The sequence below is a fragment of the Algoriphagus lacus genome (assembly GCF_003583985.1).
GTDB classification, from domain to species: domain Bacteria; phylum Bacteroidota; class Bacteroidia; order Cytophagales; family Cyclobacteriaceae; genus Algoriphagus; species Algoriphagus lacus.
The window spans coordinates 261,451-284,816 of sequence record NZ_QXML01000003.1 but is presented as its reverse complement, the minus strand read 5'-3'; the positions used below and the strand labels follow the sequence as shown (position 1 = coordinate 284,816).

Below are 23,366 nucleotides of genomic sequence, written 5' to 3'. Positions count from 1 at the left end.
CATGCAAAAAATCCTTGTGCTGATTTTTCTGACGATTGCTTCTCCGGTTTGCGCCCAAACGGTTTTTGAAATAGACCAAAGCAAAACCATCAAAGTGAACGGACAATCAGTTTCCAATGGATTTTCTCAGGGAATCAATTCTGCCCAAATCCAAACGATGGACCTTACCGGAGACGGAAAAGAAGAATGGGTGGTATGGGATATCAATTCCCGCCAGCTTCAGGTTTTTGAGAAAAACGGGGAAAATTTCACCATTAGACACGAACTCCCCTACTTTTTTCCATCGGACATCAGCGGTTTTTTAGTTTTGGCTGACTTTGACCGGGATGGAAAGAAGGACCTGTTTACCTCTACCGCTCTTGGGATCAAAGCTTATCGAAACACATCCCAAGGCTCCCAAATTTCGTGGTCTGTTGCCCAGAATTTCCTGCGATTGGATGGTTCCGGCAACATTCCGGTCAATAACTTGGATACTCCCCTGTTGCAGGATCTCGATCAGGATGGGGATTTGGATTTGGTGATTTTCAACTTTGCCCAAGGTGATTTTCTGGAATATTTCAAAAACACTTCGGTGGAGCGAAAAGGGAATCCTGATATCGATGGATTTGCTTTCCCGGTAGATTTTTGGGGAAATTTTGTCTTTTGCGGTTGCAATGAGTTGTCGTTTGGAGAGCGATGCGATGGCAGGCCGATTGATTTTCGTATCAATTCCGATGATAACAATCGAATCCAGCACGCCGGCGGACATAGTATTTTGTACAGGGATTTCTCCGGCGACGGGATTCCGGATTTGGTTTTAGGAAGGGATGAATGCAGCACACTTTATTACCTTCCCAATTCCGGCACTTCTACCCAACCCAAATTCACTTCGGTTTCCAACCAGTTACCTGGCTACGGAAATCTTCCCGACTTCCAACGCTATCATGTAGGCCAATTGATTGATGACCAATTAGTCGTAAGCCTAAACACCAATGAAACTTCCGCCAGCTATGGGATCGACTTTGCCAAGTCCATTGTCAAACTGAATAACTCGGGAATTGTAGAGTCCAACTTCCTACAAAATCAACTCTTGGATCTGGGGGAAAATGTCCGACCCTATTTCAAGGGAAATGTCTTTTCCGGGGAACTCTGGCTGACAGCCAATGTAAAAAATGGAGAAGCCGTCCAAGGTCAGACTTACCGACTGGGCTACTCTGGAAATCAGCTTGAGCTTTTAAACTCGGATTACCTTGGGCTTTCCTCCCTAAAACTATTGGAACTCCAATTGATCGAATATAGCAGTGTCAAAAATCAATCCTATCTTCTTACCTCCGGAATCCGGACTACCAATGGCATTCCTGCTCAAGTTTTGCTTCGTGGCCAAGGATCAAATTGGACAGATTTCTCGCTCTCTGGGTTGACACTTCGGGTGGGCGATCAGTTGACATTTTTCTCCTATCAGGGAAAAGATCACCTGCTTGTCGCTGCTTTAAATGGAAGCTTGACACTGTATGAGGTAGATTTGGAGGCTCGGATTGCCAGCTTGAAAACCGCTAATTTCCTGGGATACCAAGACAATCCCGCAAACCGAAACTTGAGCGCGGCAGTGCGTATTCAGGAAATGCCGGATCTGTATACCGTGGATCAAAGGGGAAGAATTTTCCTCATCAAAGACATGATGAATTCGGAAGTTCGGGAAGAGGTCTTGGTTAAAATCGGAGAACAAAATCTGCCTTTCCGACTGGGAAGAAATACCTGGATCTCGATAGTCAATCCGGGGTTCGATGAAAACGTGGATTTGATATTGGGAAGCAGAGGAGGGGGAATCACCTATTTGAGTTCAGTCAAAACCGACACACCCAATGACGGTGAACTTTTGGTGAAAATCTATCCCAATCCGACCTCAGGTCCATTCAAAGTCATTTCCAATACTGCTGCCCAAGCCCGATTGATTACTTCCATGGGGCAGATCCTTTTGGATGAAATTACCATTCCCGCTAACCGGGAAATCGAGATCCAAGCCCAAACACTTCAGCCGGGACTTTACTATTTACATCTGGAAACGGAGGATCGAAAAGTGCTGGTAAAGAAAATATTGGTGCGATAACCCAATTTTCCCACCTATAACCTCTGAGAAAAAATCGCAGACTCTAGCTAATTTTTTCACCCATCTCAGAAAACTTTTTAACTCAGTAAACATATCTGTTGAGTTTTTCAGATTTCTCAATCCCCTATTCTACCTTTCAAAAAATCCCGTTTGTCCCTATTCCTCAAAACATCTAGCTTCGGTTCAGAATTATAAATCCATGAAGAATATCTACTTACTCATTTTCTTAGCGCTTTTTGGCTGGGCATGTAAATCAGGCCCTGAAAATCCCGCCGACTCAGTCTACATAAATGGCATCATCTACACCGTGGACGAAGCCAATCCCAAGGCACAAGCCGTTGCGGTTAAGGACGGTTTGATCCTGGCTGTTGGATCAACGGAAGATATCCAAGCCTATGTGGGGGAGTCCACCGAAGTGATCGACCTACAGGGAAAAACCCTAACTCCTGGCTTTATTGAATCCCATGCGCACCTGATGGGCATCGGTTACAACAAGCTCGAGATCGACCTGATGGGTGTGAAAACCTACGATGAACTCATCCAAAAGGTAGCAGACGCCGCCGCCACCGCCAAGCCAGGTGAATGGATTACCGGTCGGGGTTGGCATCAGGATAAATGGCTCCAAATGCCCGAAAAAACAGTCCAAGGCTTCCAAACCCACGATGCACTCAGTGCTGTGACGCCAAACAATCCGGTATACCTAGCCCATGCTTCCGGCCATGCTTCTTTTGTCAACAAAAAAGCCATGGAACTCGCAGGAATCACTCCTTTGCGCAGCGAAAAACCTACTCAGGAAGTTGAGGGTGGTGAAGTTCTTCGCGATGAACTTGGCAATCCAACCGGTGTACTGGTCGAGCGCGCTTCAGCTTTGGTCAGCAAACTGATCCCTGAAGAAACGCCCGAAAGAGCAGAAGAGGCTTTGACTTTGGCGCTCCAGGAATTGGCAGAAAAAGGAATCACCTCGTTCCATGATGCGGGTTCAGGACAGGAAGTGATTGATCTTGTGCAAAAGTTCAAAAACGAAGGCAAGCTCACCTCAAGGATGTACATCATGTTGTCCGGAAGACAGCCTGAGCTTCTCGAGCAATGGTACAAAAAAGGCCCCATGGTCGATCCGGACCACTTTGTGACGGTCCGCTCCATCAAGTTGAATTGTGATGGCGCTTTGGGTCCATGGGGAGCTTGGTTGCTCGAGGACTATTCCGACAAGCCAGGCCATCGGGGCCATGAGACGCTGCCGATGTCAGTCGTGACAGAAGTTTCTGAAAAAGCTCTTCCATTGGGTTTTCAGGTCTGTGCGCATGCCATCGGCGACCGTGCCAACCAGGAGATTTTGGATCGATTTGAGGCGGCTTTAGCCAAAAACCCGGAAGCCAAAGACCACCGTTTCCGCATCGAGCATGCCCAGCATTTGCATCCGGATGATATTCCGAGATTTGGTCAGTTGGGGGTAATTGCCGCCATGCAGGCGATACACCTGAGTTCGGACAGACCTTGGGCTATTGATCGCTTGGGGGAAAAGCGGATTATTGATGGTGCTTATGTGTGGCAAAAGCTTTTCCAAACCGGTGCTCGCATCGCAAACGGAACCGATGCGCCTGTCGAACCCGTAGATCCGATTCCTTCTTTCTATGCCTCGGTAACACGCAAGACCCTTCAAGGACTTCCGGAGGGAGGCTACGAAGGCGATCAAAAAATGACCAGGGAACAGGCCTTGAAGTCCTACACCTTGGACGGCGCCTATGCGGAGTTTGAAGAAAATTTCAAAGGATCAATCCAGGTAGGAAAAGCTGCTGATTTCACCGTTTTCGACAAAAACATTATGGAAGTCCCTGAAGATGAGATTCTTCAGGCCAAAGTTCAGATGACTGTCGTGGGAGGAAAAGTGGTTTACAAGAAGCCTTGAAAATCTTAAAGACAAATTTTAAGATTATAAAAAAACCTGCTTTTCCGGAAGCAGGTTTTTTGTTAAAAACCAAAGGCAATACACCTACTGGGGAATACGGCAATTGAGTATTAAATTTTTTCCAATGAAATACTTTTCCAGCCTAACCTCCAAAAAATCCCCTATTTTCCCACCCCAATAAACTTTACCTATGAGAAAACACCTACTTATTCTTTGGCTTTTTGCCCTTACTTGCCAGCTGGCATTTGCCCAAGATTCGCCTAAACCCATGTCCTGGAAGGATGTCGCTACTTGGAAATCCATGCCTAATAGTGGGTTTAAACTTTCTCCTGACGGCCAGTGGATGGCTTATGTCCTCACTGGCATTGAGGTCGATGGAGAATTGATTCTCCAAAAAGTCGCCGATTCAGCCAGCAAAAAATCTTTCCCCATCGGCAACGCAAACTTCGCCAGTTTCGAATTCAGCGAAAACAGTCAGTGGATCGCCTTTAAGGAATATCCAAAGTTTACCGAAAAGCAGGCCAACGAAAAGGCCAAAGGCAAACCCCTGAAGGAAAAGCTCCACCTGATCAAATTGGGAACAGCCGACAAAAAGACCTTTGAAGGAGTCGGGGGATTTTCATTCAATGGTGAAGCAGCAACTCACTTGATCATCAACCTGCCCAAGGAAGGTAATGGAGAGGCCAAAGGCGCTGATCTCCTAATCTACCACCTCGCTTCTGGCAAATCCCAAAACCTGGGTAACGTCCGAGAACATGCGTTAAACAAAGCCGGAACTCACCTTGCCTACTCAGTTGATGCGGCCAATTCCCAAGGAAACGGTCTTTACCTTCTCACCCTATCCAATAATTCCATCCAAGTTCTGGATTCTGATGAAGCTGGCTATCAGAGCATCAACTGGACCGAGAAGGGTGATGCCTTTGCTGCCCTTAAACTCAAAAAAGACAAAAAATACAAGCAGGAAAAAGGGACTGTTTTGGGTGTGAAAAACATCTCAAACCCTCAGGTAACGCTCTACGAACCTGCAAAAGACTCTATTGGCTTTGACCAGAAATACACGATCAGTCCAAATCGCCGCCCGATGTGGTCGGAGGATTTGACTCGTCTGTTCTATGGAATTCATCCATTGGTTTTAACTGAAAAGGAAACCCCAAAAAAGGAGTTGAACAAAGATTCACTCGCAGCTGCTGAATCGGTGAAAATCGCCAAAATCATGGCTGATACAACCATAAAGTCCATTGCAGATCTGCAAAAAGCCATCGCTAAACTGGACACCGGAAAGGTGAGTGGTAAAAAATCCAATGATGCCAAAAAGCCTGAAATGACCATTTGGCATTGGCAGGATGACCGTCTCCAATCCCGTCAGCAAGTGTTGGAAAGCATGGACAAAAATTACAGTTTCTGGGCCATGTATGATGTCGCTTCCAAAAAGCACATCGCACTTCAGGACAGTAGCATGCGGGATCTGAGCATTTTACCAAAGGAACAATTCGCCCTAGGTTCCGATCAACAAGCCTATGAACTGGACATCAACCTGAACGGTCAGATGTATCGGGATTACTTTATCGTTGACCTGAAGACCGGTGCAAGAACTCCGCTTTTTGAGAAGTTTTACCAGCCTTCCTTTGCTTCCATGCCTCGCCCTTCCACGGATGGGAAAAAGCTTCTCTACGGCAAAGACGGACATTTCTACGTCTATGACCTCACAGCAAAAACGCACACCAACATCTCCGAAAAGCTACCCGTCAGCGTGGTGGATGTGGAAGACGACCACAACGTGACCAAGCCCCTCTACAATCCGCTGGGTTGGAGCAGCGACAGCCGCTATGTACTTGTGCGTGACGGTTGGGACATCTGGCAGATCCCCATGTCAGCTAAAGAAACTCCGATCAACCTCACCCAAAACGGCAAGACTCAAAAAATCCGATACCAATATCGATTCAACCTCGATCCGGAAGAAAAAGGAATCGACTTGACTAAGCCCGTTTACATTAGAACCTATGGGGAGCTTTCCAAGAAAAGCGGAATCGCAACTTTGGCACCTGCCAAAACGGGTTTAACCGCCGGAGCGAAGGTCTTGCTTTGGGAAGATGCCAATATTCAGGGCTTGACCAAGGCGAAAAAAGCTGCGGTTTACACCTTTACCAAGGAAAAATCTAACCAACCAACCCAAGTTTTCTTGGGTGATGCCACTTTGGGCAATGCCAAGCAAGTCACTGAAAATGCACCGGATGCGGGCAAATTCGCCTGGTCTTCCGGTGTAAAACTGATCGATTATGTGACCACCAAAGGCGATTCCCTTCAGGCTGCACTTTTCCTTCCGGCAAACTTTGTAGAGGGTCAAAAATACCCAACTGTGGTCTACTACTATGAGAAGCTTTCCCAGACTTTACACAACTGGGCCAATCCCGGCTACAGCGGTACGGGATGGAATCCTACCCTTTACACCAGCAATGGGTACGCAGTCCTGATTCCGGATATCGTGTACAAAATGGACGATCCAGGGATGTCAGCAGTTTGGGCAGTCCTTCCGGCAGTGGATGCTGCCCTGAAAACCGGCGTCATCGACGAAACTAAAATGGGACTTCACGGACACAGCTGGGGTGGCTATCAAACTTCCTTCCTAATAACCCAAACCAACCGATTCAAGGCTGCGGCAGCAGGTGCCCCACTGACCAACATGATCTCCATGTATGATTTGATCTATTGGAATACCGGAAGCGGCAACATGTCCATTTTCGAAGCTTCACAGGGAAGATTCTTGGGAGGACCTTGGGACAACTGGGATGCTTACGAGCGAAACAGCCCGATCTATCATGTGAAAAACGTTCAGACTCCCCTACTCATGTTGCACAATGACAAGGACGGTGCAGTGGATTTCACCCAAGGAGTCGAATATTACAATGCCCTTAGAAGACTGAAAAAACCGGTGATCATGATCCAATACTTGGGTGAAAATCACGGCTTGGGTAAAATAGAAAACCGAAAAGACTACAGCGTACGGATGATGGAGTTTTTCGATCACCATCTGAAAGGTGTACCTGCACCAGACTGGATGACCAAAGGAGTGCCTAGACTTCAACTCGGAGATCATTTGGATGAACGGGCCTTCTAAAGCTGAAAACTTGGAATTACCTCCACAACTTGAAGTTTTGGAAACCGAAAAATTGACAAAGAGTCTGGGAAATTCCCGGGCTCTTTTCGTTTTAAATAATGCCAATCTGGAACCCAACCTAAATCGGGTCAAGCACTTATCGAAATAAAATTTTTTCTGATAATACTCATATAAAATAAAATTAGGATTTAGGAACCATTTCGAAAAAAAATATGTCCTTTATGAACCTGTGGAGTGTTATAGGACAATTGAGTTCATTTTGCATATCATCGAAATATGAAATCGAGCAAAATGCTATTCACTCCCGAAGGGATGACTGGCAACCATGTGAGATTTCATATGGCCTCTAAAAATCAAATTATAATCATATGAAAAAAATTGGCGTATTAGGCTCAGGAGCCATGGGAAGAGCTTTGGCAGAGGGTTTTGAAAAGCACGGTTACTCAGTAATGCTGGGAACTGACCATCCCAATAAACTTTCCAACTGGCAATCCGGAGTCAACGGAAAAGTGGGGAGTTTTCAGAGAGCTGCCGATTTTGGTGATTTAATTGTCTTTGCAGTGAAAGGAACAGCAGCTATTTCCATAGCTGAGCAGGTAAAAGGAAGCATTAGTGGAAAGACAGTATTGGATACCACCAATCCGATTTCTGATACCCAACCCAAGAACGGTACCTTGGAATTTTTCACCGGACCGGAAGAATCCCTAATGGAAAAACTCCAGGAAGTTGCACCTGAGGCTCACTTTGTTAAAGCATTCAGCTGCATAAAAAGTACTTCAATGGTTAATCCAAAAATGAAATCGAGACCCGTAACCTACATTTGTGGAAACGAAGAAAGCGCAAAAGCTGAAGCTGCCGAAATTCTGGCTCTTTTTGGTTTTTCTGCCAAGGATTCCGGAAATGCAGCCAAAGCAAGGGTAATTGAACCCATGTCTTTGCAGTTTTGAAGTTTCGGTTTTTCATAAAAGACAAAAAAATACGGCTTTGAATGAGCCGTATTTTTTTGTTCCTATTTCAACCCAACATCCAAAAAGCTGTACCCTTTTTGGTCAAGGGTAACCAATGCAGTTTTTGCAGAATATGCTACTTTAACCAGAGGAGAAATCTGCTCTCTTGTATAGTTTAAATATCCCAAGTTTTGACCGCAGACAATCAGGTCAATCCCAGCTTTGCTGAAAGCCTCCAAGGCAACTAAATTCGGATTTGAAACCTTGAACTTTTCCTTGTAGGCCTCATCTGTTAGAATTGCATTGACTGCCATTCCATGGATAACAACTGCCACTTTTAGCTTTTCTTTTGGTACCCCGTTCGCCAAATGAAGGTTGTAAGTGCGGGCGGCCTCCTCCAGAGATCCATGAATCTTGGTGGAGTCTTTTTGATTTCCATACACATCCACAGCCACCTTGTAGTCCAAGCTTGGGTCAAAAGTTAGTACTTCTGCATCAGTCGTAATGACTCCAACCCAGGTACTGAAATCAAACTGAGGATAAGAAATTTTCCCTTTGAGGTATTCGGGAACTCCTTGTCCAATAGCTGGAAGGGAAAAAAATGCGAAAACGAGAATAAAAGTCATTTTTTTCATAACCTATATGGGATTTAACGTTTAGGAAGATAGAAAAAAAATCAGGCAAAGTACCGAAGAAAATGCATCGGAATTCTCAGCTTGTTTAGGCAAAGAAACGGAAAATCAATCTTTTAAAACCCATTACAAAACCCAACGAAAGATACTAATGCTGATTCATCTCTTACTTCTCTCCCTAGGACTGGTATTATTAGTAAAAGGGGCCGACTGGCTCGTGGACGGTGCTTCGGTATTGGCCAAAAAATACAATGTTTCAGATCTAGCGATCGGTTTGACCATTGTTGCATTTGGCACGTCTGCTCCTGAATTGGTGGTCAACGTCGTTGCGGCTTCAGGTAATTTCCCAGATATCGTTTTTGGAAATGTCATTGGATCAAACAACTTCAACCTATTCGCGATCCTCGGTATTGCAGGTTTGATCACTCCTTTGGCAGTCCAATCCAGTACCGTCTGGAAAGAAATTCCCTTCTCACTTCTGGCTGCAATCGTCTTTTTCTTTCTTGCCAACAATTACTTCCTTTCCTCACAGCCATTCGTTTCCAGTTATGACGGGATCATCCTTTTAGTCTTGTTTGCAGCTTTTCTTTACTATGTAGCTACCCAACTCAAAAATGAGCCTCAAACTGAAGTCATTCCAAACAAGGATTATTCAAATCTCAAAATATGGATGTTGATTATTGGAGGCTTGGCCTTTTTGGTAGGAGGAGGAAAGCTCGTAGTGGATAATGCCGTATCCATGGCAGAATCACTTGGTGTCAGCGAAAAAATTATCGGACTGACCATTGTAGCTGCGGGGACCTCCCTTCCAGAACTCGCAACTTCTGTCGTTGCCGCAACAAAAAAGAATGCGGACATCGCCATAGGAAATATAGTAGGCTCCAATATTTTTAATATCTTCTTTATTCTGGGTGTAAGTGTGGTGATACGTCCTATGAATTTCAATCCTGCATTCAATGCCGATATTTATTTCCTTATTGGAGGATCCATCTACCTGTTTTTTGCCATGTTTACCGGAAGAAGACATCGCTTGGACAGATGGGAAGCTGCAATTTTACTTGCCATCTATCTCGCTTACACAGGGTATTTGGTCAGCCTCGAACTCTAAGTTCTTGGCTCAATTTTATTCAAAGGTTTCCTCACGAGAAACCTTTTTTTTTGCCATTTGTAAAATTCAGGCTAGTTCAAACCGGGTTTCATTCTAAATTTCAGGGAGTTAATTTGAATCTATTTTGAATTAACCCTGAAACCCAAACCTATGAATTCCTTTTTCCAGAAAAACCAAGTAATTCTTCTGTTCGTTTTTTTGACTCTGAACTCTGTATCCACTTTTGCTCAGCAAAATCGGGGAAAGATCCGAGGAGTCATTTTAGACAAATCCAACGCTGAGCCACTCCCCTTTGCCACTATTGGGGTTTATTCAGAAAAAGACAGCTTGATTGGCGGGGGGATTTCCGATGAGGAGGGAAAATATACGGTAGATCTTCCGTTCGGGAAATTTTACGCCCTCATTGAATTTATGGGATATGAGACTCAAAAAACGAACATTTTTACGGTTTCGCGCGAAAACCAAAATCTGGATCTTGGGGAAATCGGACTTTCAGTCACTGCTTCTGATTTGAATGAAGTGGTCGTTCAGGGAGAAAAGACGATCATGGAACTTTCACTCGACAAGCGGATTTTCAATGTAGGAAAAGACCTCGCCAATGCAGGCGGAAATGCCTCAGACATCCTGATGAACCTGCCATCTGTAGCAGTAGATCCAGAGGGAAATGTTCGGCTACGAGGCTCCTCCAATGTCCGGATTCTGATCGACGGTAAACCTTCGGGTCTAGTCAGTTTCAAGGGCAGCAGTGGTCTCCGGCAACTTCCCGCCAACATGGTGGAGCGAGTGGAAGTCATCACCAATCCTTCTGCACGATATGAGGCTGAGGGAATGGCTGGAGTGATCAATATCATCCTGAAAAAAGACAGTAAGCAGGGCTTTAACGGTTCCTTTGAAGTCATTACAGGTTATCCACTTAATCTTGGATTTACTACCAATCTTAACTACCGTCATAAGCGGATAAACTGGTTTGTTAATTACGGATTAGCTACCCGACAGCAACCAGGAGTCAGCGAACTTTACCAGGAAGTGTACAATGAGGACGGCAGCACTTCCCTCCTGCTTCAAAACAATTCCATTGACCTCCGAACGCTCAACAATAACTTGCGCGGAGGATTGGACTACTATTTCAACGAAAACAGTATCCTGACCTTATCCTACCTCTGGAGGAGAAGTGATGCTCACCGGATTATGGATATCCGGTATGAGGATTACCTGAATACCTTTGATAATTACCTTGGATATACCCTTCGTCGGCAGGACGAAACCGAGGACGAACCCAACAAAGAAGCAATCGTCAACTACAAGCGGACCTTTGCCCAAAAAGGCCATGAGCTCACTGCTTCCTTCACTTACCTGAATTATTGGGAACGATCAGACCAGCTGTATACCCAGTATTCCTTCACTCCCGGGGGCGACGCAATCCCCTCTGAAGATGTCGTGCAAACTTCCCTAAATGACGAATACGAAAACCAGTATCTCCTTCAAATGGACTATGTTAAGCCATTTGCCACAAAAGGGAAAATAGAAACCGGCCTGAGAACCAGTTTCCGGGAAATGAAAAATGACTACCTCGTTCAGGAGGAAAATGAATCCGGAGAATTTGAAACCATTCCTGGATTGGACAATATCTTCCTCTATGACGAAAACATCCTTGCAGCCTACGGAATCGTGGGAAATGAATCCGGAAAATGGAGTTACCAAGCCGGACTCAGGGCAGAACACACCGACGTAAATACCATTTTGGTGGAAACCAATGAACAAAACCCGAGAAAGTACACCAATCTCTTCCCGAGCGCTCATTTGACCTACAACGTAACCGAGGAAAACGCCTTTCAACTGAGTTACAGCAGAAGAGTCAGGAGACCAGTTTACAATGACCTCAGCCCTTATGTGACTTTTTCCGATCAACGAAACTTCTTCTCCGGAAACCCGGATTTGAATCCTGAGTACACTGATGCATTTGAGATTGGACACATTAAATACTTTGAAAAGGCAACCCTCTTTTCAACCGTCTATTTCAGAAACACGGTGGATAAAATCGAGCGAATCCGACAAGTCAATGAGGATGGATTTTCGGTGACGGCTCCCTACAACCTTACCGGCGAAAAATCCTACGGTGTGGAATTCAGCGGAGACTATCGTGTAAAGGATTGGTGGAAGCTGGACTTCAATGCTAACTTCTTCCATGCCCGAATTGATGCAAGCAACATCGGCCAAACGGAATTAAGAACTACCTACTCTTGGTTGTTCCGGCAAACTTCCCGGTTTACTTTCGGAGAAGGCTGGGACATTCAAGTCCGAGCCAATTATGAAGCCCGCCAAAAAACTGCGCAGGGCGTAAGAAAAGGGATTTTCTTCGTTGACCTTTCTGCCAGCAAGCGGATACTTCAAGACCGTGGAACCTTGGTACTCAATGTGACAGACGTATTCAATTCGAGAATAAACCGCTACATCACCGAGGGAGCCAACTTCTTCACCGAAGGGGAAACCCAAATGATCCGAAGACAAACGAATCTGACCTTCGCTTACAGAATCAAGCAATAATTCAACTTTCAAAGCTACGCCTTGCCGGCTTTCAATCGGCTTTCTTTAGTTTTGAAAATCACCCTCCGCCATGCGTTTCTTTTTTATTTTCGCCCTGTTGACTGTCGGATTGGCTACCAGCCTTTCTGCTCAAAAAATCAATGCAGGCTACAGGCTTTCCATTCAAAAAGCGAGCTCCCCGATAGTAATTGACGGGGTACTTGACGAGAAGGCATGGACAGACGCGGAGGTTGCGACAGATTTTTTCATGATTACCCCGATGGACACGAGTTTCGCCAAGGTAAGGACGGACGTACGGATGAGCTACAACGAAGATCACCTTTACCTGATTGTCGTCAATCATCATGCGGTGGAAGGTCCGTACATGGTGGAATCACTCCGAAGGGACTTTTCATTTGGAAAAAATGACAACTTCCTGCTTTTCATGGATCCCTTCGATGACCAGACCAATGGATTTTCATTCGGAGCCAACGCCGCCGGAGCCCAATGGGATGGTCAGATGTACAATGGGGGAAGTGTTGATCTCAGCTGGGATAACAAATGGGTATCGAAAGTGAAAAACTACGAGGACAAGTGGATTTTTGAGGCCTCGATCCCATTCAAATCCATTCGATACAAAAAAGGCATCACCGAATGGGGAATCAATTTTAGTCGATTGGACCTGAAAACCACCGAAAAATCAGGATGGGCGCCAGTGCCCCGTCAGTTTCCTTCAGCTTCCCTGGCTTATACGGGTACACTCGTGTGGGACAATCCTCCACCGGATGCCGGGGCAAATATTTCAGTCATTCCCTACCTATTGGGAGGAGTGAGCAAAGATTTCCAAAATGAAGGCCCTACGGAATACCGAAGAGAAGTGGGGGTGGACGCAAAGATTTCACTGACCTCTTCCCTGAATTTGGACCTCACGGTAAATCCCGATTTTTCCCAGGTGGAAGTCGATCGGCAAGTGACCAATTTGGACCGATTCGAACTCTTTTTCCCGGAGAGAAGACAGTTCTTCTTGGAAAACGGGGACTTGTTCGCGGGATTTGGCTACAATACCATTCGTCCGTTTTTCTCCAGAAGGATAGGACTTAATGCTCCGATTCAGTTTGGGGCGCGACTGAGTGGCAAGATTAATAAAGATTGGAGAATCGGAGCGATGAACATGCAGACAGGTGAAGTCTCCGAAACGGCTCTCCCCTCTCAAAATTTCACCGTAATGGCCCTACAGCGACAGGTCGGAGCCAGATCCAATATTGGAGCCATGTTTGTAAACAAACAGTCTCTGAACTATAATCCAGACCCCAATTCCGAGCAGCCCGTCTATTCCCAATTTAACCGAAACGTGGGGTTGGAATACAATCTGGCTTCCAGCAATAACCTTTGGACCGGAAAAGCCATGATGCTGCAAAGCTTCGGCCCTGACAATGTCGGCAACGGATTTGTCCATGCAGCTAATCTCAAGTATGCCAGCGGAAACCTGACATGGAGCTGGCAGCATGAATATGTTTCAGAAAATTATACCGCAGAGGTGGGCTACGTCCCGAGAAAGGGGTTTTACAAGGTAAATCCTTTTGTAGGCTATCGCTGGTTTCCCAAAAGCGAAAAAATCCTGAGTCATGGACCTGATCTGAGTTCAACGCTTTTCTACAATACCAAGGGAGTCCATACGGACAACAATTCTTTTTTGTCCTACAACGTACGCTTCAGAAGTCAGAGCAACCTGACCACCTACCTCATTTATGACTTTGTGAAGCTGCAGGCACCTTTCGATCCTACAAATTCCGGAAATGAAAAATTGCCTGTTGGGTCAGATCATTATGCCTACAGCTGGAGGACGGAATACGTTTCAAAGCCACAGAGCGTCTTCACCTATGGCTTTTCCACGAGATTGGGGGGGTATTATGCCGATGGAGAATTATACACGCTGAGTACGGATTTGGGCTACCGTTTTCAGCCTTATGTGAGTCTTGCCCTCAACACCACTTACAATCAAATCGTCCTCCCGGAACCTTGGGGCACTACCGATTATTGGCTGGTCGGTCCGAGAATCGACGTCACGATGACCAACACACTATTCTTCACTGCCTTTGTTCAATACAACGAGCAGATCGACAACATCAACCTGAACACCCGCTTCCAGTGGAGATTCAAGCCAGCTTCTGACTTGTTTATCGTCTACACAGACAACTATTTGCCTGATCCGTTTAATGTGAAGAATCGGTCAATTGTCCTGAAATTCACCTACTGGTGGAATGTTTAGGGAACGAGCCATTGCCCTTTCCAATGGTGCCTTTTTGAAAAAAGTATCCGTAGGTGCTTCAATCCGTCTAGTTGCAAAGCTTCAATGGATTCAGGTATAAATCTCAGCACTGCAAAAAACTCATCACCAGTTTGAGTTGACCAATGAAAGGCTTCTTTGGGATCAGAAATTTCTTCCCCGGGGCTCAAAACGGACTGATATCCTTTTTGTGAATCTGACTTTAGCGTATTCCAAAAAGCAGCACAAACCAAGTCTTGATGATGAATCTCAGCTTTGGCTTTTACCCGGATTTGCACCCGCTTTTTGGGATGGTAAAAATGCAAAGTGGCTGATGGGTTTGCTCTTAGTTCTTTCACTTTGTCGGAACGAAAATCCGTAAAAACATACAAATCGAGCACCTGTTCAAACTCCCGAAGGACCACTGTCCGCACCTCGGGTCCGTTTTCGCCAAAAGTACCAAGGCTCAAAAATCGGAACGGATGATCCGCATCCAAAAATCCTTTTTGAAGTTCATGAATCAGGATTTTCCAGATTTCTTCGGGAGATTCTTTATCAGTGAAGAGCATGACTATTCGTTTGTTCTTTGGCAAATCAACCAATAACTAGTTAGAAGGTTAAAAAAAGCCCCATCCTGCCGGATGGGGCCGGGCCTTACTTTACGATTTTTTCTTAGGTACCAGAAAAGGAATTTTCTGTTCAACCAAGGCGCTTTCCAAGGTCTTGGTTCCTTGCATTGCCTCTTCCACTTGGGCTTTGACTTTGGAATATTTCTCGAGCAGATCTTTTGCCCGAAGTTTTTGCCCTTCTGTCACAGGAGGTTCACCATCGTTGATTGCACTATAGATATGCAGGAGATCTGCATCCAGTTTATTTGGGAAATTGATGACATCCTGGAAGGTTTTCTGTTGGGTTTGGATCAACTCTGCTTCTGCGGCATCTACGGCTTTGACCACCTCATTGGCCTGACTGTGCCATTCGGCAAATTCCTCCTTATCTACACGGTCTTGAAGATCTTTGATCTGCACTCGGAGACTCCGGAGGTTTTCAGCCATTTGACGGGTATCAATAATGGCAGTTCGCAACGAGATCAAGGTCTCATGCTGCAGCTGATAGTCACCGGGTTTTGCAGTCCATCTCGGGTCGGCTTTAACTTCCAATTCCTTGGAGATTTCCTGCCCCTGATACCTCATCACCAATTGGTATTTTCCTGGAATTACCCGCTGGGAGGAAGATCCGATTCCGGAAAAAACCCCCTCAACCCCCTCAAAATCATCCAAACTCAAATCCCAATTCAGGCGATTCATTCCCGATTTTTTCGAGATTTTACCGGTTTTAGCTTTTGAATCCGTGGTGAATTTCCTCAGAACGTTTCCCTTTAAATCCCTTATTTCGGCTTCCAGAAGAATGGAATCCTGAGTGCTTTTCAGGTAATACATCACCGAAAAACCAGGATAGGGATTCTGACCTAATTGAGGATTCTTTCCCCTCATAGCATAATCCCGGATAGCAGGCTCAGGCTGATAAACATAGAAATTTGAAGCTGAGGCCTTTGCCAATTCATACAGGGGATTCAAATCATCCATCACCCAAAAAGACCGCCCGGAAGTAGCAAGAATCAAATCATTGTCCTGAATCATCAGGTCATTGATTGGAACAATCGGGAGGTTTAACTGAAATTTTTCCCAAAGCTGACCACCATTGAAGGAAATATACAGGCCAGTTTCCGTCCCTGCGTACAACAGATCTTTTTGATTGGGATCTTCTCTAACGACTCTGACATGAGCCTCTTTTCCAATGCCATTCACCAAGCGAGTCCAGGTCTTTCCATAATCGGCGGACTTGAAGACATGAGGGGTGAAATCATTGAACTTGTAACTATTAAAGGCTACATAAACCGTGGCAGGATCATGGGGAGACACTTCAATCTGATTGACCATTCCATCAGGCGTATTTGGAATGGTGATGTTTGACCAGCTTTTTCCCCCATCCTGGGTCACATGGAGTAAGCCATCATCCGCACCTGCATAGAGTACATTCGGCGTATGGGGAGATTCGGCCAGGTACATGATCGTATGGTAAACTTCTCCTCCAGCGCCCTCATTGGTGATGGGTCCGCCACCTGGAATCAAGTGTGTGGTGTCATTTTTAGTCAGGTCTGGAGAAACCTCTTCCCAGCTTAGACCTCGGTTGTTGGTTTTTAAAATCACATTACCCGCATGGTAAATCACACTAGGATCATGCTTGGAAGCGATGATTGGTGCGTTCCAGTTGAATCGGTATTTCACTTCTCTCGGATTGGATGCCAGCCCTTGGTAAGGATAGGCCATCACATCTTTTTCCAATTTGGTCGCACTGTTCCATTCGGTAATGATCCCCTGATAACATCCAGAATAAATGTAAATGGGGTTTTCGGGATCAAAAGCCGAATAGGCAGACTCACAACCTCCAACGGGGTAAAAATCACTCAAACCAATTCCTGATCCATTTGCCCGGGAAGCGACTGACACAGAAGAATTATCCTGCTGCCCGCCATAAATGCGATACGGGTATTGCTTGTCTACATTGACTCGGTAAAATTGAGCGGTGGGCTGATTGTCCTGACGAGACCAATTTTTTCCGGCATCGATGGATACGTTACCTCCCCCGTCATTTGCATTGACCATGTATTGAGGATGCTCAGGATTGATCCAAAGCTGGTGATTGTCTCCATGGCGGGTTCCCAAGTCCGAAAACGTCTTTCCTCCATCCTTGGATTCCACCAAAGGTGCATTCATAATGTAGACTGTTTCAGGCTCGGTAGGATGTGCCAAAATGTGCATGTAATACCAGGATCGGGCTCTCAGCAAGCGATCGCCATTGACTAATTTCCAATTTTTCCCTGCGTCATTGGAACGGTAAAGACCTCCGTCTTCGGCTTCTATGATTGCCCAAACGGTGTTTGGATTGGCTCTGGAAACTGATATGCCAATTTTACCCATTATTCCCTTTGGAAGACCTTCGGAAAGTTTTGCCCAAGTCAGACCCATATCAGTGGATTTATAAATTCCGCTTCCCGGACCTCCACTTTGAACTTTCCAAGGAAATCTGCGATGATCCCAATACGCCGCATAGATGATTCGAGGGTTTTTCATATCCATGCTCAGGTCAGAAACCCCGGAGTTTTCATCCACATAATGAACCTTGGCCCAAGTGACCCCACCATCTTCTGAACGATAAATTCCTCTGGCATCTGTTGCTCCATAGGGGCTTCCCTGCCCTCCCACCAGAAGGATATCCGGATTGGTTGGATGGACGACTATTTTTGAGATTTGGCGAATTTCAGGCAAGCCCATATGCTTCCAGGTTTTGCCGGCGTCCGTTGATTTATACACGCCATCTCCATGGGATGTCATTACCCCACGGACAGGTGCTTCACCCATTCCTACATACACGACATTGGGATCGGATTCGGCAACTGCAATCGCTCCGACTGAGGCAGTACCAAAAAAACCATCCGATACATTGACCCAGCTCTCACCTGCGTCTGTGGTCTTCCATACTCCACCTGTGGCCCCCATGTAAAATATCAGCGGCTCTTGGACTACGCCCGCCACTGCTGTGGCTCTGCCTCCACGAAAAGGCCCAACAAGCCGAAATTCCATGGCATTGTAGAGCGAAGTGTCAAAAACAGGTTTTGTACTCAGCTCAGCCTGTTTTTTACTTTTTTGAGCAAAAGCCTGATGGTGTGCAACTCCCAGAAGTAACAGGAGCCAAAGCACCGCGTAAAATCGTTTCATGAAGAAGGATTGATGGTTTTATCGGAATTTAGGTAAAAGACAGGAGAAAAAACTATTGGATCATTTGGAAAGACCTGAAAACTGAAAAGCGTAAAAAAACAAAAAACCCTTGAGGAATTTGGACCTAGTCCAAAGACTCAAGGGTTTGATGGTTTAGCCTTGAAGAGTACAAATTAAGGTACTCTCAGAGGTCAAAAATTAAACTACTGTAAGATCCACATTTTTGAAATAAACCTGCTTGTCAGCATCCAAATCCACCAAAACAGCAGAATCATTCTTAATGTAGCCTGATAAGATCTGCTTCGAAAGCTCATTCAGCACCAATCGCTGCATCGTTCGCTTCAGTGGTCGGGCACCGAAGTTCGGATCAAATCCTACTTCACCCAAGTAATCCAAGACTTCCTGAGTGGCCTCAATTTCGATATTGGCTTCTGCAAGTCTCTTCTGAATTTCCTTCCACTGAATGTCCACGATCTTGCGGATGATGCCTTTGCTCAACGGCTCAAACATGATCGTTTCGTCGATTCGGTTTAGAAATTCAGGCCGAACAGATTTCTTCAGCATTTCATACACCTCGGTTTTGGTCTTTTCCAAAATCTCCTCCTTGTTCCATTCCTCCATCTCTGCGAATCTCTCTTGGATCAAGTGCGAACCGATGTTGGTGGTCAGAATGATGATAGTATTCTTGAAGTTGGCCAATCGACCCTTGTTATCAGTCAAGCGTCCGTCGTCCAATACCTGAAGCAGGATATTAAACACATCCGGGTGAGCTTTTTCGATCTCATCCAGCAGGATCACAGAATAAGGCTTTCTCCTCACCGCTTCGGTCAGCTGTCCGCCTTCATCGTAACCCACATAGCCTGGAGGCGCTCCCACCAATCTGCTAACTGCATGTCGCTCCTGATACTCGGACATGTCGATTCGTACCATGGCATTTTCGTCATTGAAGAGGTATTCAGCTAGCGCTTTCGCCAATTCGGTCTTTCCGACTCCAGTGGTACCCATGAAGATGAAGCTACCGATCGGACGCTTCGGATCCTGCAATCCCGCGCGACTTCTGCGAACGGCATCAGACAATGCTGCAATTGCTTCCCGCTGGCCTGCGACTCTTTTTCCAAGCTCTTCTTCCAGATGGAGTAGTTTTTCACGCTCCGATTGGATCATCTTCGAAATTGGAATTCCGGTCCATTTGGACACCACAGATGCGATATCCTCCTGATCCACTTCTTCCTTGAGCAACGGAGAGCCTGCCTGCATTTCTGCCAGCTGGGTTTTGAACGACTCCAGTTTTTTCTCGGCTTCACCTATCTTGCCATATCGGATCTCAGCCACCTTACCAAAATCTCCGGCTCGCTCAGCTTGTTCCGCTTCCATTTTCAGTTTGTCAATGGCCTCCTTTTCCCGGCGAATGCCCATGATGACCGCTTTTTCGCTTTCCCATTTGGCTTTTACATTTTGTCGCTTTTCGGAGAGTTCAGCGATTTCCTTGCTGAGGACTGTTTCTTTATCCTTGTTGTTTTCCCGTCGAATAGCTTCACGCTCGATTTCCAACTGCATGATGCGACGATTTAACTCGTCCAATTCCTGAGGAAGAGAGTCAATCTCCATTCTCAGTTTTGCGGCAGCCTCATCCATCAAGTCAATGGCTTTGTCCGGTAGGAATCGATCTGAAATGTACCGCTGCGAAAGCTCTACCGCAGCAATCACTGCATCGTCTTTGATCCGTACTCCATGATGCAATTCATATTTGTCTTTGATTCCCCGAAGAATCGAAATCGCATCTGCAGCATCCGGCTCGTCGACAATGACCGCCTGGAATCTTCGCTCCAGCGCCTTGTCTTTCTCGATGTACTTTTGGTATTCCTTGAGGGTGGTGGCACCGATCGCATGGAGTTCACCCCGTGCTAAAGCTGGCTTTAGCAAGTTGGCTGCATCCATGGCACCTTCTCCACCTCCTCCTGCGCCGATCAGGGTATGAATCTCATCGATGAAGAGGATGATTTCCCCCTCCGCATCCGTCACTTCCTTAATAACGGCCTTGAGTCGCTCCTCAAATTCCCCCTTGTACTTGGCCCCTGCCACCAACAAGCCCATGTCCAAAGAGATCAAGGTTTTGGATTTGAGGTTTTCGGGGACGTCTCCGGACACAATACGTTGAGCCAGTCCTTCGACGATTGCCGTTTTACCCACACCCGGCTCACCGAGCAGGATTGGGTTGTTTTTGGTTCGTCGGGCGAGGATTTGAAGCACCCTCCGGATTTCTTCATCCCGGCCGATTACAGGGTCTATTTTGCCCTTTTTAGCCAAATCGTTCAGGTTTTTGGAATATTTTTCCAAAGCCCTGTACTTGCTTTCTGCGTTTTGATCAGTCACTTTATTGCCTTTTCTTAGTTCCTTGATTGCTTCGATCAGGGGCTTTTCAGCCAAACCCTGATTCTTGAGTAATTGAGCGGTGGCATCGCTTCCCGCAAGAATTGCCAAGAACAAATGCTCAATGGCCACATATTCATCGCCAAATGTCTTGAGATAGTCCTTGGCCTTGGTCAATACCTGATTAGCAGGTCCAGACAAGTAAGGTTGCTGATTGGCTCCGCTTACCTTTGGCAACTTGGCCAATTCCTGATCCAGCTTTTGCGAAATCAATTGTTTGCTGGTACCTAGCTTCTTAAATAGAAAGTCAGTCACATTATCATCTTCAGAAAAGATTCCTTTGAGTAAATGAGCCGACTCAATCGCAGGGGTACCTGCTCCTGTGGCAAGCTCGGCAGCTTTTTGAATTGCCTCCTGAGACTTGATTGTAAATTGGTTGAAATCCATAGTGTGGTCTGCTAGTGGTGGTCCATGTTCCGGGGCTCAGAATTCCCCATCCAATGACACGATTCATCATCAGGATTTGAGGAGTTCTTTTCCCGTTACCTCCTTTGGAACAAATTCAACTCCAAGCTGACTTTTCGGCCAGAATGACTGAAAACACCTGATAAACAAAGCAAAAAAGGAAATAATGTCAGAAAACAGGAGCTATAATAGGACAAAAAATAACCCCGTCTTATCTGACGGGGCCATCCTTAATTTCCTTTTTTCAGCAAGTCACCAGCCGGAGGAGCTTTTTTATTCACTACGGAGTTGGTGTTTATCAAAGATGGAAAAAACAGTCTAACCCGATATTGCTCCTGAGAAACAAACAAGGCACTCATTCCATCTGTGATTTCATTTAAAGTTTGCGGATCCTGCTGAGCCAACCAAGTCTGATCAAAGTCTTTAAACATTCTTGTCAAAGTGGAATACGTCCCATCGGTTTTTTGGATGTAAACCGGACGAACCAGCTTACCGCCTTGGATTGTTGCTTTCCCCATGTAGCATTCACTTTGGTTGTTTTGAATGACCGAGATAACTACCTCGTATTCTCCATCTTTAGGTTGGGAAGCACCTCTGTTATGAAACTCAATGTAGTAATCCGAATAGCATCCTTGTACTCCCTGTTTGAAAATGCTTACTTCCTGTTGAGCCTGAACTTGAAAGATGAAAATTAATAGCCCAAGTACTGTTAAATAAATTTTCATAAAGTGACTAATTGATTTTGATTGATTTTAAAATGTTGGCTAAAACTTCGGGAAAATTCCGCTACAAAAACATGACAAAAGTCTTCTGGGAAAATTTTCATGCAAATTCCCGAAAAAATAAACCCAGCCTTAGTTTAAAGCTGGGGATCATTCATGAAGTCAACTGATTTTATTTCGCTGAAGCAGCATATTCCTCCACTGCTTTCCAGACGCGGAAGATGTTTTTGTAGCAGATTTTTTCAATATCCTCCTTGGAATACCCTCTTTTCAGCAGCTCTGCAATTAGATTGGGATACATTGATACGTCTTTCAGTCCGGTAGGCAATGAATCACCCACACCGTCAAAGTCCGAACCCAAACCGATGTAATCAATTCCCACCAGATTTTTTACGTGGTCAATATGATCTGCCACTTTCTGCACCGTCGGAAAAGGATTGTTTTGGGCCGTATATTCCTGAATATAGGCTTGGGCAGCTGAATCCTGTCGAGTCAGATTATTCTCGGCCAACCAGTTGACGATGTGCTCACGAACTTTGTCTGCACCGGCTGCATAAGCGGAATCAATAAAGCTTCCTCCAAAGTTGATCATCATTACCCCACCATTTTTAGCCATAGCCTGGATCAACTCATCACTCATATTTCGCTCAAAGCCCGGAGTAAATTTTCTTACCGAAGAGTGGGAAGCAATCACCGGCACTTTGGTGATGGCCAAGGCATCTTTAAACGTATTGTCTGAAACATGGCTTAGATCAACCATGATCCCCACTCGGTTCATTTCCCTGACCACCTCTTCGCCAAAAGGACTCAAGCCCCCGTGGGTCCCTGTGGTATCGTAGCTCGCATCACCGATCAAGTTGTCCGTGCCGTGAGTCAAGGTGATGTATCGGATTCCTCTCTTGTGAAAGTATTCCAAATTGGCTAGGTCATCCTCAATCCCGGCACCATTCTCCATCCCCATGGGAAGTGAGATCAGGCCTTTTGCAAAATTGGCTTCAATATCCGCAGGACTATAAGCCATGGCAAATTTGTCGGGGAAAGCAGAAGCCAATCGCTCCGTCATTAGGATCAAAGAATCTGCAAGAGCCTTGGATGCACCGGGTATTTTCTGGTTTACTGCCGGGATGTAAATAGACATAAACGGTGCGTCAAGCCCCCCCTCTTTGGATCGTGGAAAGTCAAAATTCCCATCCGGAGTCCGAACCGAAACGTCCAATATTTCGCGCTGAAGTGTAAATCCACCCACCTTCATCCGATAGGGAAGATCCACGTGACCATCAACCATGATGGTAGACCTTGCGATTTCGGTAGCGGCTTTAAGGCGCTCTTCATCGGTCATTTTGGTGTAGTCAATCGCTTCTTCCTTTGGAGAACAAGCGAAGGCTAACCCGGAGAGCGCAAGGAGATAAAGGAGTTTTTTCATGGAATGGATTTATCTGGGAATCGG

Annotated in this window: 13 protein-coding genes; 7 read left to right on the top strand and 6 right to left on the bottom strand. The window is 45.7% G+C overall.

Annotation, left to right across the window (positions count from 1 at the left end; genetic code table 11):
• Position 1 precedes the first annotated feature (1 nt).
• The 4 genes from D0X99_RS08315 (at position 2) to D0X99_RS08300 (ending at position 8,054) form a co-directional block, all read left to right on the top strand.
• Positions 2–2,086 carry an FG-GAP-like repeat-containing protein gene (locus D0X99_RS08315; protein WP_119477214.1) on the top strand — a complete coding sequence of 695 codons (2,085 nt, stop codon included), beginning with the start codon at positions 2–4 and terminating at the stop codon, positions 2,084–2,086.
• 199 nt (positions 2,087–2,285) lie between these two features.
• The gene (locus tag D0X99_RS08310; RefSeq protein WP_119477213.1) at positions 2,286–3,992 is read left to right on the top strand and encodes an amidohydrolase; all 1,707 of its coding nucleotides are present in this window, start codon (positions 2,286–2,288) and stop codon (positions 3,990–3,992) included.
• Positions 3,993–4,182: 190 nt separating this feature from the next.
• Complete coding sequence (locus D0X99_RS08305; protein WP_119477212.1) at positions 4,183–7,107, top strand: S9 family peptidase; 2,925 nt, start codon at positions 4,183–4,185, stop codon at positions 7,105–7,107.
• A gap of 368 nt (positions 7,108–7,475) precedes the next feature.
• Positions 7,476–8,054, top strand: a complete 579-nt coding sequence (locus tag D0X99_RS08300; protein ID WP_119477211.1) for an NADPH-dependent F420 reductase — start codon at positions 7,476–7,478, stop codon at positions 8,052–8,054.
• Positions 8,055–8,116: 62 nt separating this feature from the next.
• Here the strand turns inward: D0X99_RS08300 and D0X99_RS08295 are convergent, their stop codons facing one another.
• Positions 8,117–8,689 carry a DsrE family protein gene (locus D0X99_RS08295; RefSeq protein ID WP_119477210.1) on the bottom strand — a complete coding sequence of 191 codons (573 nt, stop codon included), beginning with the start codon at positions 8,687–8,689 and terminating at the stop codon, positions 8,117–8,119.
• 148 nt (positions 8,690–8,837) lie between these two features.
• On the opposite strand from D0X99_RS08295, the gene D0X99_RS08290 reads away from it, so the two are divergent.
• The 3 genes from D0X99_RS08290 to D0X99_RS08280 all read left to right on the top strand — a co-directional run bounded on the left by D0X99_RS08290 (position 8,838) and on the right by D0X99_RS08280 (position 14,586).
• The gene (locus tag D0X99_RS08290; RefSeq protein ID WP_119477209.1) at positions 8,838–9,794 is read left to right on the top strand and encodes a calcium/sodium antiporter; all 957 of its coding nucleotides are present in this window, start codon (positions 8,838–8,840) and stop codon (positions 9,792–9,794) included.
• Positions 9,795–9,944: 150 nt separating this feature from the next.
• Positions 9,945–12,338 (top strand): outer membrane beta-barrel family protein, encoded by a 2,394-nt coding sequence (locus tag D0X99_RS08285; protein ID WP_119477208.1) that lies wholly within the window; start codon positions 9,945–9,947, stop codon positions 12,336–12,338.
• Positions 12,339–12,408: 70 nt separating this feature from the next.
• Positions 12,409–14,586 carry a DUF5916 domain-containing protein gene (locus D0X99_RS08280; RefSeq protein WP_119477207.1) on the top strand — a complete coding sequence of 726 codons (2,178 nt, stop codon included), beginning with the start codon at positions 12,409–12,411 and terminating at the stop codon, positions 14,584–14,586.
• On the opposite strand, the gene D0X99_RS08275 is transcribed toward D0X99_RS08280, so the two are convergent.
• The 5 genes from D0X99_RS08275 to D0X99_RS08255 all read right to left on the bottom strand — a co-directional run bounded on the left by D0X99_RS08275 (position 14,583) and on the right by D0X99_RS08255 (position 23,342).
• Positions 14,583–15,152: a pyridoxamine 5'-phosphate oxidase family protein gene (locus D0X99_RS08275; protein ID WP_119477206.1), complete on the bottom strand. Its 570-nt coding sequence runs from the start codon at positions 15,150–15,152 to the stop codon at positions 14,583–14,585. The two genes, D0X99_RS08280 and D0X99_RS08275, sit on opposite strands and share 4 nt — an antisense overlap.
• A gap of 90 nt (positions 15,153–15,242) precedes the next feature.
• Entirely contained in the window at positions 15,243–18,362 is a 3,120-nt protein-coding gene (locus D0X99_RS08270; protein WP_119477205.1) for a WD40/YVTN/BNR-like repeat-containing protein, read from the bottom strand.
• Positions 18,363–18,560: 198 nt separating this feature from the next.
• The gene (gene clpB / locus D0X99_RS08265) at positions 18,561–21,179 is read right to left on the bottom strand and encodes an ATP-dependent chaperone ClpB (RefSeq protein ID WP_119477204.1); all 2,619 of its coding nucleotides are present in this window, start codon (positions 21,177–21,179) and stop codon (positions 18,561–18,563) included.
• A gap of 248 nt (positions 21,180–21,427) precedes the next feature.
• The gene (locus tag D0X99_RS08260; protein ID WP_119477203.1) at positions 21,428–21,922 is read right to left on the bottom strand and encodes a hypothetical protein; all 495 of its coding nucleotides are present in this window, start codon (positions 21,920–21,922) and stop codon (positions 21,428–21,430) included.
• 169 nt (positions 21,923–22,091) lie between these two features.
• A complete protein-coding gene (locus D0X99_RS08255; protein WP_119477202.1) occupies positions 22,092–23,342 on the bottom strand; it encodes a dipeptidase in 1,251 nt (416 codons plus the stop codon).
• Between the last annotated feature and the right edge of the window lie 24 nt (positions 23,343–23,366).

Bases quoted from the DNA above. Each gene is read 5' to 3' on its own strand.
- D0X99_RS08315 (WP_119477214.1), top strand. From the start codon at position 2: ATGCAAAAAATCCTTGTGCTGATTTTTCTGACGATTGCTTCTCCGGTT.
- D0X99_RS08310 (WP_119477213.1), top strand. From the start codon at position 2,286: ATGAAGAATATCTACTTACTCATTTTCTTAGCGCTTTTTGGCTGGGCA.
- D0X99_RS08305 (WP_119477212.1), top strand. From the start codon at position 4,183: ATGAGAAAACACCTACTTATTCTTTGGCTTTTTGCCCTTACTTGCCAG.
- D0X99_RS08300 (WP_119477211.1), top strand. From the start codon at position 7,476: ATGAAAAAAATTGGCGTATTAGGCTCAGGAGCCATGGGAAGAGCTTTG.
- D0X99_RS08295 (WP_119477210.1), bottom strand. From the start codon at position 8,689: ATGAAAAAAATGACTTTTATTCTCGTTTTCGCATTTTTTTCCCTTCCA.
- D0X99_RS08290 (WP_119477209.1), top strand. From the start codon at position 8,838: ATGCTGATTCATCTCTTACTTCTCTCCCTAGGACTGGTATTATTAGTA.
- D0X99_RS08285 (WP_119477208.1), top strand. From the start codon at position 9,945: ATGAATTCCTTTTTCCAGAAAAACCAAGTAATTCTTCTGTTCGTTTTT.
- D0X99_RS08280 (WP_119477207.1), top strand. From the start codon at position 12,409: ATGCGTTTCTTTTTTATTTTCGCCCTGTTGACTGTCGGATTGGCTACC.
- D0X99_RS08275 (WP_119477206.1), bottom strand. From the start codon at position 15,152: ATGCTCTTCACTGATAAAGAATCTCCCGAAGAAATCTGGAAAATCCTG.
- D0X99_RS08270 (WP_119477205.1), bottom strand. From the start codon at position 18,362: ATGAAACGATTTTACGCGGTGCTTTGGCTCCTGTTACTTCTGGGAGTT.
- clpB (WP_119477204.1), bottom strand. From the start codon at position 21,179: ATGGATTTCAACCAATTTACAATCAAGTCTCAGGAGGCAATTCAAAAA.
- D0X99_RS08260 (WP_119477203.1), bottom strand. From the start codon at position 21,922: ATGAAAATTTATTTAACAGTACTTGGGCTATTAATTTTCATCTTTCAA.
- D0X99_RS08255 (WP_119477202.1), bottom strand. From the start codon at position 23,342: ATGAAAAAACTCCTTTATCTCCTTGCGCTCTCCGGGTTAGCCTTCGCT.